Source organism: Nocardia sp. PLKS1-43 (genome assembly GCF_059510335.1).
The window spans coordinates 232,865-244,652 of sequence record NZ_JCAJZQ010000012.1 but is presented as its reverse complement, the minus strand read 5'-3'; the positions used below and the strand labels follow the sequence as shown (position 1 = coordinate 244,652).

The window sequence follows — 11,788 nt, the reverse complement described above, 5'->3', positions numbered from 1 at the left end:
GAGCAGGTTCGGCGGGTCATCAGTATTGGCCGAAGCCCCGTCCACCGAGCACAGCGCGGTGTGGCATTCGGTTCGTAAGGCCCAATCTTCGTCGTCGACCGCCGCCGCCCAGACCAGGCAGTCCGGAGTAGGCCGCCTCGATGCGTAGAAGTCCTGATAAACCTGGTCGAGCGCGGCTGGCTCGGCGCCGGTCAGCTGCGCCATCAAACTGGTCTTGACCGCCCAGGTCGCGACGGCGGTCACCGCGTCGGCGCTGAACGGTATCGCCAGGTTGCCGCGGATCATCGCGGACAGATAGGGCCGTGCCTCGGACTCGATGTCGTTCATGAAGCAGTTGTTGCACGGGCCGCAGACAGCCTTGACGGTCATGGAGTTGAAGGGCTCCACCATCTCCCGGTGATGCGGACCGTAGACCGTGCGTTCAGGGTGAAGGTGGACCGTCGCCAGGTCTTGGCCGCGGTATCGCGCCTGCTCGGGCAACACGCCGCTCATCCACCGGGGTATCACATGCTCCTTGGTCAAGCCGCTGCCACCGCAGAACACGCATCGTCTTGCCACACGGGCAGTTTGACGTTCTAGCGCGGCCGCGGCAAGAGACCTTCCCTCTGCCGCCGCGCTCAAGGTCACTGGGCGCCTGCACCCGGCGACGGGCCGTGTCTTGTCGGACTGTGTCGCTACGGTGAACGCCATGTCCCACACGGTGGCCTTCGAGGACCTGACAACGTCCGACCTCACTCTCGAAACAGTGTATTTGAGTGGCCCGCAGGGCAATACGGGAGCTGATGCGCTAGCGAAACTGGCGCCAGTCGGCAACCAGGGTGGGTTCCGGTACAAAGGCTCACCGTCCCAGGGGACGGTCCGTATCGTGGCCCTGTTCACCAGCGGCACCGAGAGCGACTGGCCCGACGAGCTCGACCTCCACACCGGGATCTTCACCTACTACGGCGACAACCGTGAGCCTGGACGCCCGGACCTCCATCGCACCCAGCGCTACGGGAATCTTCTGCTGCGCGACACCTTCGACGCCGCACACGCGACCGAGGCCGAGCGCGTACAGGTACCGCCGTTCCTGCTGTTCGAGAAGGCAGCACCGGGGCGCTCCGCACGCTTCCGGGGCCTGCTCGCCCCCGGCGCCGAGGTATTGACCGCCGACGACGACCTCGTCGCCATCTGGCGCAGCAAGAGCGGGCAGCGGTTTCAGAACTACCGGGCGAAATTCACCGTGCTCAAGACAGGGAAAGTCGAGCGTGCGTGGATCGATGACCTCGCCGCCGGCATCTCCCCGGTGAAGAGCGCCCATTGCCCGGAAAGCTGGCGCGCATGGGTGAAAAGCCGCAGCTACGACACTCTTACAGCGGCCCCGACCACGATCATCCGCAGCAGAGCCGATCAACTCCCGGCCAGCAAAGCCGACCAGGCGATCCTCGGGGCCATCCACGCGCATTTCGACGGGCGCCCGCACGACTTCGAGAAGTGCGCCGTCGAGATCTGGCGGATGATCGCGCCGGCCACCGGGATCTGCGACGTCACCCGTCCCAGTCGTGATGGCGGCCGCGATGCCATCGGCCAATACCAACTCGGCCCGGCCGCCGACCCGATCAAGATTGACTTCGCGCTGGAAGCGAAGTGCTACGCCCCGTCGAACTCGGTCGGAGTACGCGAGATGAGCAGGCTCATTTCGCGGCTGCGCCACCGGCATTTCGGCGTCTTTGTCACGCTGTCCTACTTCAATCCGCAGGTCTACGACGAGGTCCGCAGCGATGGCCACCCGATCGCCCTGATCTGCGGCCGCGACATCGTCAACACCCTCAAGACCAACGGGCACGGACAACTGGCCGCCGTGAAGAGTTGGCTACACACCCATTTCCCACCAGCTCTTTGACTCTCGCCGTCGCAGCGTGGGGCCGGACCGCGGGCGCCGCACGCGTGCATCCGGTCCGCTACGGAATACGTTTCTCCAGATTCGATGGCAGGCTGGATATTCAGGTCTTCGTCTGCTAGGGCTGGATCAGTCGGCGGATCCTGTCGGCGCAGGCGTCTACTTCGGCGTCGGTGGGCAGGTGGACGCGGCCGAACTCGTGGCCGTGTTCCATCTCGAGTTGCTCGAACCTGAACTGCGGCTGGTCGGCGAGATAGTACTCGGCGGGGTGTTTGCGTCCTTCTGTGCCGCTTTTGAACTGGTTATTGCGGACGAAGATTTCGACGACGACGTTCTGGTACCAGGTATCAGCACGGAACAGGGCGTCCGCGAGTGGGTGGCTGAGCATCGGCAGCCCCCGATCCCGCAGGCAAGCGACCGTGTAGATCTCCCGGATAAAGCCGTAGTAGGCCAAGCCGATTCGCCAGCGCAGCGAGGCGTCGGCGTCGGCGCACTGCTCGTCGGTGCGGCGGCTGTCGATGATCTTCCGCATGGGCACCCACAGCCATGCACGCTGCTCGCCCACCTGGGCCCATTCGAAGAACTGGTCGAAACTGTAGATGCCGCCCAGGTCTTCGAGGCAGAAGTGGAACAGGTGGGCGAAGGCGAAGCCAGGGTGCCAGTCTCGGATGGCTTTGACCTTGTACCCCTCGGGCGGATGAAGATCGCCAAGTGGGTGGGAGGACTGGAGATTGCGTATGTCGTGCGGCCGGATATCGTGGACTGTGGTGCTGACATGGCCCAGGACCTTGTCGGCGATGTACTCACGATTCTTCCTTTTCTTCCACAGCTCCAGTTCACGCAGGGCTTGCCCTCGCGATCCGAAATGCCTTGCGACTTCGTAGCCGTCGATGCTTGTGCTCATGTGATGCACCACCCCGGGCGCTATGCCCTTGCCTTCGCCTGTCTTTCGCGGCAACCGTAGATCATGGGACCGACAAGTTTGCGATGTGCTTGGGCACCATGGCGTTTCGCAGCCACCGGCGGTCTGTCCGCCGATCGGGGAGTCGACGGGCGCAGGATCGCTTGTGCTACGACGAGGGGCGGCCGGAAACGTCGGCAAGAGATGCCCGAGCCGCTGGAGGCGCGACTTCCTGTGTGCCGCAGATGAAGACGCGGGCGCTTTGCCAGCAACGCTTGGCATGATCTTGTCGGTGGGTGTACGGTTCTCGCCGACGACGCGGGGTTCGCGTCGCAGCCAGTTCTAGTCTGGGGCATCGATCCCAGCGAAGAACACGCAGTGCCCGCCCCTTCGGGGCGTAGCCAGCCGAACGCTGCGAATAGCGCACCCCGAGCCGCTTTGGCTGATTGTGAACATCGATTCACGAAATGCCAGGCGAGAGCTGGCCGTTCGGCTCCCGCGCGCAGTACCCGCGGGAGAAAGCCTTCCTCGGTGTGGAACGCGAAAGTGCTCCTTATGGCCGCCAGAAACTCGACCGTGCCCAGCATCGCCGACAGCTCCACCTTGCCTCGGCCCCTCCGGAAGCTTCCCCACATTCCGAATCCTGCGGTGGTCCGCAAGGTCCGTGCGGCAGCACAGGCTCGGTTTGGGATGAGTCAGCTCGCCGCCGCGGCCATGTCCACGATTTGGGTTTACCCCAGCCAGATCCTCCCGCAGATCGAGAACCCGCACAGCATGCGGATTCCCGGAGGGATCCTGAACTACGTTCAAGGCGAGGTTCATACCGCGCGGCTGATGGCCGACCCGGCCAATCCGCGCAACGCCGCAGACTATTCCTACCCAGCTTCTGGTGTCGTCGACGAAGGCGGGGTTCCCGTCTTCCTGGGCGAGCTCGAAGCAGACTCGGCTGAACTGACACGGACCGCCGAGTCTCGGGCCGCACTCATCGCGGCGCTGGCGACGGCGATGGCGAAGACGCGGCAGGCCAATCGGCTCCACCCCTCGCTCAGGGAGCAGGGGATCATGGACCCGCCTATCGGCGTGATGACGGTGAACAACTTCAACGACGGCTCACCTCCCATTGCGGCACCACAACTCATGGAAGGCTCCACCCGGGGGGCCGAAGCGCAGTGGCTGCTTGGAATCACCGCGGAGGACATTCTGCTGCGTTACCCCTCGAGCGCCGCTCCCGTCAAATACCTCATCAGCCGGATCAACGAACTGGTGTCGTCGCCAGCCGACGAGCTGACAGACGACGAGCGAGCTGAAATCCGCTGCGCTACAACACCATTCATTCTCGTCGTCGGATTTGAGCCGGACCATCGAGAACCCCCGCTCACGCTGGCCGATGCACTCAAGATCAAAGTAGCGCAGGAACACCTGAACCCCAAGCGGCACTGGAGCCCGGATGCACAGAACGCCGTCATGGCCGACGACTGCCTGCATTCGGCGTACCTGGCCGGCGCACTGAACAGTGAAGACGAGTATCAGTGGCTGCTCGGCAAAATGACCCCCGAAGAGGCGGCGGTCAAAGGTATCAGCACACACGCCGACGACCGATTCGCCCGCCTGGCCTACCTCTTCACAACCAACGAACCGAAAGTGCACGATGCCATCCGCGGCCCGATCGCCTACGTGCTGAAGAAGGACGATCCAGCCAAGACTCGGAGGGTGAACGCCAAGCGGAAGGTCCCGCTCGTAGCAGAACTCGTTGCCCGCGAGCGCCGCATAAAGGCGTCGGACAGTCAGATCGCTCTGTTCACGAGCGTGCTGGCCGAGGGGAGCGAAGTCTGCCGGCCAAAGCTTGTGCGCCCACCCAGCAACGGCCAGCTAGCACCCCTCGCTCAAGCTGCCCGCGAGGAATCGGCTACTGGATCTATCGGCCCGGCCGGGTTGGAACTCGCAATCCGGGCGCTGTACTACTTGGCACTTCATGACGGTATCCGCCTCGCCCGTCACGACACAGGAAGAGGGGGAGATCGGCGCCCAGTTCACGAAGTACTCGACGCGATGTTGCACCTCGATCGCGGCATCACCGTCTTGTCGGAGATCATCAGCGACGGCCGTGACGGACTTCGACTCCTCCTCCGTGACGACAAAGGAATACCGGTTCTTACCGCCGATGGAACAGCCGCGATCTTGGACACCAAGGCGTTGCGGTATCGGCTGTTCCCGAAGTACGGCCAGAACGTAGGTCGGACCGGAATCTCCGATGAAGATCGGTTCGAACAGGCTAAAGCCGCCGTGGAGACCGCGGTTGAAGCACTCGAGCAGGCTATCGGACAGTTGAACGGCGTCGAAGACGACGACGGCAGTCTGGTCGCCGAGGAACGCGGCGTCGCCCCAGAACACCTGGTCCGCAAGTGGATGAGAGCTCTGACCGAGGCCCGCAACACTGTTGAGGACTGGTACGTGAAGGGGATCCAGTACAGAACCCCCGGTCAGAGTTTTCCGGACCTCTGAACTGCGGATAGGTCTCCGCGGACACGAGGGAACGCCCATCAGCGGGGCCCGCACTCAAAATGCTTACGATCATGTTGCCGGACGTTGCCGGACGCCGATCGGCAACAATCGGATGTTGTGCCAATTTGCCGATCGGTCAATCGGCATGATAGAACTGCTACCGCCGGTACGCCGGTTGATATGCGAGTAGCCGCCGCAGGGCGGAACGAGAGGAGCGTCGATGACCGAGCGGCCACCGTCGTCGATCCAGCGGGTCGCAGCATTCATTGCGTCCGTTGGGGCAGGCAACCGCTTCACGATGAAGGAACTCAACGCAGCGGTTCCCGGCGTCGTGCAGACCGACCGGCGGATGCGGGATCTACGCGAAATCGGCTGGGAGATAGACAATTACAAGAACAACCCGACCCTGTCGGCGGAGCAGTATCTTCTGAAGAAGATCGGGATCCGGGTTGACCTCGGGGAGAAGCGGCCGCCCACTGTCCGGCGGGGCATTTCCGGCGCCAAGCGCCGCAGGATCTTCGAGCGCGACGGCAGCGCCTGCCGGATCTGCGGAGTAGGCGCGGGCCAGGACTTCCCGGATGCGCCGGGGCGCCGGGCCGTGCTGACTATCGGCCATATCATCCCGCGGGACCGCGGCGGTTCCGACGATGAGGAGAACCTGCAGATCGAATGCCAGCGCTGCAACGACGAGTCTCGGAACAACACGATCAACCCGCCAGATCCGAAGCAGGTTCTGACGATGGCGCGAAATCTGAAAGGCGGCCGGAAATCCAAGCGCCAGCTCTACAGCTGGATGCTGGCCGGCAAACGCGAGATCGGCGAAGCAGAGAAAGTCCTCAGTGAGTGGCGGCGCCTCCCCCCAGCCCAGCGGCAGCAGGTTATGAACGACCTCGGCAAGGAAGTGCTCGTCGAGATCGACGAATAGCGAGTTCCGCCCCTCGGTGAACCGCCGAGGAGTTCACAGATAGCGCGGCCCCTGCCCATGGCGCCAAACCCGGCAGGGGCCGCCGGATACCCGATTTCCAACCCTGCAACGAGAAGGACTCAGGCTCCCATGAAGAGGTTAGCGACCTCCGCCTGCAGCTCGCACCACCCCCTCATGTACAAGCAGCGGCCAACCACGTCACCGACGGGGCATTGTCCATCGCAGCTTCTGAACTTTATGGAGGCCGCTTCCGATGCCTGAGACTGACCCTGCCCTCAGTGAATCGGAGCCGAGCGAAAACCAGGGAAACTCCGGGAAAACCACGAAACCAGACTTCCTGGTACCGGAGATCTCGACGTCCGACCTGGAGACCTCGAAATCCGGCTCTGAGTCCTCGAAGCCGGAGCGTCGTCCTGCGAGAGGTGGCGTGATGGATGTCCTGGTCTTGGCCCTGATCCTCGTGGCGGTCGTTGTCATGGTCGTCTTCGCGAACGTGACCGCCGCCGTCCTCAGCGCTGCTGGCGCGTTCATCGTGGCCACATTCGGCGCCTGGTGGGGGTATCGGAACGGCGACACGGGGTAAGGGTGGACCTTGGTCCCCCGGCGAGCAGCAGCAAACGAACAGGCGGTCGGCTGCTGGTGCAGACGCCCGCCGCCCCAGAACGGCCGAGCCCACCCGGACGGCGGATGGGGGTCAGTACGGTCTCTACCAGCAGTGATGTCTTCGTTGCCCTACTTCTTCGCAGACGCTAATCCGCTACGGAACTCGACGACGTCCCCGTCGTGCATGACGTAGTCCTTGCCTTCCATTCGCACCTTGCCGGCGGACTTGGCGGCGGACATGGAGCCGGCTTCGATCAGGTCGTCGTAGGCGACGATTTCGGCCTTGATGAAGCCGCGTTCGAAGTCGGTGTGGATGACGCCAGCGGCTTTGGGGGCGGTGTCGCCCTGGTGAATTGTCCAGGCGCGGGCCTCTTTCGGGCCTGCGGTGAGGTAGGTCTGGAGGCCGAGGGTGTGGAAGCCGGCGCGGGCCAGGGCGTGCAGGCCGGGTTCGGTTTGGCCGATGGATTCCAGGAGTTCCAGGGCGGACTCGTCGTCGAGTTCGAGCAGTTCGGCTTCGACCTTGGCGTCGAGGAAGACCGAATCCGCCGGAGCGACAGCGGCTTTCAGCTCAGCGACGCGGGCGGAGTCGGTGAGGATCGACTCGTCGGCATTGAAGACGTAGAGGAAGGGTTTGGTGGTGAGCAGCGAAAGTTCTTTCAGCAGTTCGGCATCCACCTTCGAGCCCGCCGCGAAGAGGGTGGTGCCGTCGTTCAGGACCTCCTGGGCGGCCTTGGCGGCGTCGGCGACCGGTTTGCGGTCCTTCTTGACCTTCGCTTCCTTCTCCAGGCGCGGGACGGCCTTCTCCAGGGTCTGCAGGTCGGCGAGGATCAGTTCGGTCTCGATCACCTCGATATCGGCGGTCGGGTCGACCTTGCCGTCCACGTGCACCACGTCGTCGTCGGCGAACACACGCACCACCTGGCAGATGGCGTCGGCCTCGCGGATGTTGGCCAGGAACTTGTTGCCCAGACCGGCGCCCTCGGACGCGCCCTTCACGATGCCCGCGATATCGACGAACGACACCGTCGCGGGGACGACGCGTTCGGAGGAGAAGATCTCGGCGAGCTTGTCCAGCCTCGGATCCGGCAGCGGCACCACGCCGACGTTCGGCTCGATGGTGGCGAACGGATAGTTCGCGGCCAGCACGTCGTTCTTGGTCAGCGCGTTGAACAGCGTCGACTTTCCGACGTTGGGCAGGCCGACGATTCCGAGGGTGAGACTCACGAGAACAGGAGTCTACGCGGCGGCAGCGCGCGCTGTTGCCCCAGGTAGATGATTGTGGATGCTCATCCCAGGTAGGCGATGACGGCGTTCGCGATCACCGTGGCGATTCGGGCGCGCCCCTGCGGAGATTCGAGCACGGCCGCATCTCCGGGATGACGCATATTTCCGCATTCGACCAGCGCGGTCGGGCGTTCGGAGAGGTTCAGGCCGGACAGATCGCCGCGCGGGTCCAAGCCGTGCGAGCCGACGTACGTGGAAGGCGTGAAGCCCGCCGCGGCGAAGCTGTCGCGCAGGGTGGTGGCCAAGCGGATCGACGGCTCACCCTGGGCGGGATTGAGCGGCGGTGCGGAATAGGCGACGTGGAAGCCGTGCGAATTCGCGCCCGGTGAGCCGTCGGCGTGGATCGAGACCACCGCCGCGGCATCGCCCCGATTGCCGATGGCCGCGCGTTCGTCGACGCACGGTCCGACGCCGGAGTCGTCGGGACGGGTCATGATCACGGTGAAACCCTTGGCGGACAACGTATCTCGGACTCGCGTCGCGACATCCCAGTTGAACGCATGTTCCGGATAGCCGTCCAGTGCGGCGGTTCCGGTGGTGTTGCACGCCTTCATCCCGCCCCGGCCGTCGCGGACCTGCCGGTTGATCGCGGCCGAGTGGGTGGCGTTGCCTCCGTTGTGCCCAGGATCGAGGACGATCACGCGGCCCGCCCCGACGGGAGCCGGTGCGGTGGAAGTATCGGTGACCGGCGTGGGCGTCGGAGCCGGGCGCTGCGGGGTCGTGCCCGTGGAACCCGAGCCGCAGGAGGTCAGCAACACCGCGCAGGCCGATAATGCGGTCGCGCCGTAGCGACGACGATTCATGTGTTCACCGTGCCACACCCCGGCGGCTGGGCCGAGTGCCGCGGTCGGCATGGCTCGAATGGGACACGCGGCGTAGCTCCCGCGTTCCGTAGTCGGTTCCGGGGGGCGAAGAGCCTGGCTCAGCGCGATTCGTCGGGTGTCAAACCCTGCACATACACCGCATTGCCGTAGAAACCCGCGGGTTGTTCGGCGAGTAGGTCGAGGAAGCGCTGGGTCACTGCTTGAACCGGCTCGGAGCGGGTGGTCGTGTCGTGCGCTTGCTTGTCGGTCCACAGTTCGGTCACCCAGATCGCGTCGGGTTCGTCCAACCCGGTGTTGATGCTGTACGTGAGCAGGCCGCTGTCGCTGCCGCCGGCGCGTGCGGACTCCTTGATCAACGCGATCACCTCTTCGCGACGACCGGGCAACGCGGTCATCCGGCCGCAGACACTGAACAAGTTCGGACTGGACACGCGCTCGCCCTTTCGTCGGATCGCCCCTCGCGCTCAGCCTACTGTTTCCCTCGGCAAGGTCGGTGTCACAAGCGTTTTCGCAGGTCGCGCGGGCACAAGACGGCCGTTGCGGCCCGGATGGAGGCACCGGTACCGAGGGATGATTCGCCGGAGACGATCACAGCGCATGCGCCCTCTGACGCGGTGGCCCCGCGAGATCGATTGCGGCAGAGGCGGGAACGTGGTGGGCGCGTCACCCGGGGTGCGGTTCGCTCACCTGTTGGTCCACCCGGGATTGCGGCCCAGGTGGCGGAGCAGGCGGTCGGCTGGGGTGTCGGATGGCTCGGCCGTGACGGTGTCGGCAAATCCCCCCTGACGCAATGGATCTGTGAGATCGGTTGCAGCAGAAGCGCAAATGCGGAGGGCGTGTTCGTCGTGGTGCGGTTCGCTCACCTGTTGGTGCACCCGGAATTGCGGCCCAGGTGGCGGAGCAGGCGGTCGGCTGGGGTGTCGGATGGCTCGGCCGGTACGGTGTCGGCGAATGCGCCCCCCTGACGCAGTGGCTCCACGAGATCGGTTGCAGTAGAAGCGTAAACGTGGAGGGCGTGTTCGTCGGGTGCGGTTCGCTCAGGCGTTGGTCCAGCCGGGATTTCGGCCCAGGTGGCGGAGCAGGCGGTCGGCCGGGGTGTCGGACGCCTCGGCCGGGACGATGCCGGCGAATGCGCCCCATTGACGCAACGGTTCCACGAGATCTGCTGCGGCGGTGAGGAAGTAGTCGGCATGCTCGTCGGTGAGTGACGGCTTCAGGCCGATTGCGATGGCGATGTCCCAGGCGTGCACGGCTGCGTCCATGGCGCACATGACTGCGGCGACGGGGGTGGGCAGTTCGCCGTGGGGCAATGGCGTGGGGACCGATCGAGTCTCGTCGGAGACGGTGGCCCAGGCCGCGGCCGATTCTTCCAGGGCCGCGGCGATCAGCGCCGCCGGATCGTCGAGGGTGCCGGACGGCGCGAACGGGTCGTACGCCGGGCCGGGGCCGACGCCGAGAGCTGCGGCGTAGGCGCGCTGGTCTGCGGCGGCGTGCTGAACAACCTGTGCCACAGTCCATTCCGAGCACGGTGTGCTCGCGCTCAGATGCTCGTCCTTCATCCCGGCGATGGCGCCGGCGAGGGCGCGATGCGAGGTCGCGAGGACCTCGCGCCACACCGGGGCGAGAGTTTCGGTCGAGTCGGTGTCGATGTGCTGGGCGCTGGTCATCGTGATCTCCGTTTTCGCTGGTCTTTCCTGGCGTTGAACCCAGGTTATGACCCCATTAGGCTGATTTCGTTCCTAATTCGACGGCCCGGGTGAGGAGTTCGATGTGACGGCGACCACACGCACGTTGCGCCTGCTGTCGCTGCTGCAGGACCGCAGCTACACCGGACGTGAACTGGCCGAACGTCTCGGCGTCACCGATCGCACCCTGCGCCAGGACATCAGCCGGCTGCGCGAGCTGGGTTATCCGGTGCACGCCGGACGCGGTGCGGCGGGCGGCTATCGCCTCGGCCAGGGCAGCACGATGCCGCCGCTGCTGCTGGACGATGACGAGGCGGTCGCGGTGGCCGTCGCGATCGGGCTGGCGCAGGACGGATCCACCGGCATCGCCGACATCGGTGACAATGTGGCGAGGGCACTGGCGAAACTGGACAGGATTCTGCCGAAACGCTTGCAACGCAAGGTGTCAGCGCTGCGCGGTGCCACCGAGATCGGTCCCGCCGTGACCGGATCGCGCGAGCCGGACGCCCCGGTGCCCGCGCGGACCCTTGCCACCGTGGCCGCGGCCGTGCGTGCCGGACGCACCCTGCGGATCGACGATCGCCAGGTCGAGCCGTATCGGCTGATCAACTGGCAGCGGCGGTGGTATCTCGTCGGCTACGAACTCGAAATCCATTGCTGGCGTGCGTTGCCCGTCGCCGCCTGGCGCAATGTCGAAGCGACCGAACGATATTTCGCAGCGCGGCCTTTGCCCGAGGACGATCTGGTCGCCTTCGTCCTGCGCGAGATCGCCTCGGCCGGTTGGCGAGTCCACGCTCGCGTTACCGTGCTCGCTCCCGCCGAAACGGTCATCGCGCGGATCAATCCGACCGTCGGCGTCGTCGAGCCGATCGACGACGACTCCTGCGTGCTGCTGACCGGCGCGGATACGCTCGAGACGATCGCGATCTATCTGAGCATGCTGATGCTGGATTTCCGTGTCGACGGTCCGCCGGAACTGGTGGCGCACATCCGGGCGCTGGCGCACCGCTACGCGGCAGCCGTCCCGCGGGCGTGAGGTCCGAAAACTATCCGCACACAGGGGTTTTGCGACCCACCGGACGACACGCGAGCAGCGGCGCGGAATTTACACTCAGCCTGTGATGCGGTCGGCCAACGTTCCGTTATCGTTCAACTCACTATCCGATGCTGCTGCTGGCGCGCCAG

The 11,788-nt window shown here is 65.1% G+C and carries 11 protein-coding genes; 5 read left to right on the top strand and 6 right to left on the bottom strand.

Features of this window, described 5'->3' with window-relative positions:
• Positions 1-492, bottom strand: a 492-nt coding sequence (locus AC5WS7_RS32555) for a hypothetical protein (protein WP_495958429.1), incomplete at its 3' end; no start/stop codon positions are given.
• A gap of 196 nt (positions 493-688) precedes the next feature.
• Here AC5WS7_RS32555 and AC5WS7_RS32550 point away from each other — a divergent pair.
• Complete coding sequence (locus AC5WS7_RS32550; protein ID WP_495958428.1) at positions 689-1,882, top strand: restriction endonuclease; 1,194 nt, start codon at positions 689-691, stop codon at positions 1,880-1,882.
• A gap of 115 nt (positions 1,883-1,997) precedes the next feature.
• On the opposite strand, the gene AC5WS7_RS32545 is transcribed toward AC5WS7_RS32550, so the two are convergent.
• Positions 1,998-2,783: a hypothetical protein gene (locus AC5WS7_RS32545; protein ID WP_495958427.1), complete on the bottom strand. Its 786-nt coding sequence runs from the start codon at positions 2,781-2,783 to the stop codon at positions 1,998-2,000.
• A 687-nt stretch (positions 2,784-3,470) separates the two neighbouring features.
• On the opposite strand from AC5WS7_RS32545, the gene AC5WS7_RS32540 reads away from it, so the two are divergent.
• From AC5WS7_RS32540 to AC5WS7_RS32530, 3 genes are all read left to right on the top strand, one after another.
• On the top strand, positions 3,471-5,282 hold the full coding sequence (locus tag AC5WS7_RS32540; protein WP_495958426.1) for a hypothetical protein: 1,812 nt from the start codon (positions 3,471-3,473) through the stop codon (positions 5,280-5,282).
• A gap of 220 nt (positions 5,283-5,502) precedes the next feature.
• On the top strand, positions 5,503-6,207 hold the full coding sequence (locus AC5WS7_RS32535; protein WP_495958425.1) for an HNH endonuclease: 705 nt from the start codon (positions 5,503-5,505) through the stop codon (positions 6,205-6,207).
• Positions 6,208-6,460: 253 nt separating this feature from the next.
• Positions 6,461-6,790 (top strand): hypothetical protein, encoded by a 330-nt coding sequence (locus AC5WS7_RS32530; RefSeq protein WP_495958424.1) that lies wholly within the window; start codon positions 6,461-6,463, stop codon positions 6,788-6,790.
• Positions 6,791-6,939: 149 nt separating this feature from the next.
• Here the strand turns inward: AC5WS7_RS32530 and ychF are convergent, their stop codons facing one another.
• The 4 genes from ychF to AC5WS7_RS32510 form a co-directional block, all read right to left on the bottom strand.
• A complete protein-coding gene (gene ychF / locus AC5WS7_RS32525) occupies positions 6,940-8,034 on the bottom strand; it encodes a redox-regulated ATPase YchF (protein ID WP_495958423.1) in 1,095 nt (364 codons plus the stop codon).
• 62 nt (positions 8,035-8,096) lie between these two features.
• Positions 8,097-8,948: an N-acetylmuramoyl-L-alanine amidase gene (locus AC5WS7_RS32520; protein WP_495958422.1), complete on the bottom strand. Its 852-nt coding sequence runs from the start codon at positions 8,946-8,948 to the stop codon at positions 8,097-8,099.
• Positions 8,949-9,016: 68 nt separating this feature from the next.
• Positions 9,017-9,349: a putative quinol monooxygenase gene (locus tag AC5WS7_RS32515; protein WP_495958421.1), complete on the bottom strand. Its 333-nt coding sequence runs from the start codon at positions 9,347-9,349 to the stop codon at positions 9,017-9,019.
• Between the two features lie 606 nt (positions 9,350-9,955).
• Positions 9,956-10,585, bottom strand: coding sequence for a TIGR03086 family metal-binding protein (locus AC5WS7_RS32510; protein ID WP_495958420.1), 630 nt, complete (start codon positions 10,583-10,585; stop codon positions 9,956-9,958).
• A gap of 103 nt (positions 10,586-10,688) precedes the next feature.
• Between AC5WS7_RS32510 and AC5WS7_RS32505 the strand changes: the two genes are divergently transcribed.
• Positions 10,689-11,639: a helix-turn-helix transcriptional regulator gene (locus AC5WS7_RS32505; RefSeq protein ID WP_495958419.1), complete on the top strand. Its 951-nt coding sequence runs from the start codon at positions 10,689-10,691 to the stop codon at positions 11,637-11,639.
• Positions 11,640-11,788 lie beyond the last annotated feature (149 nt).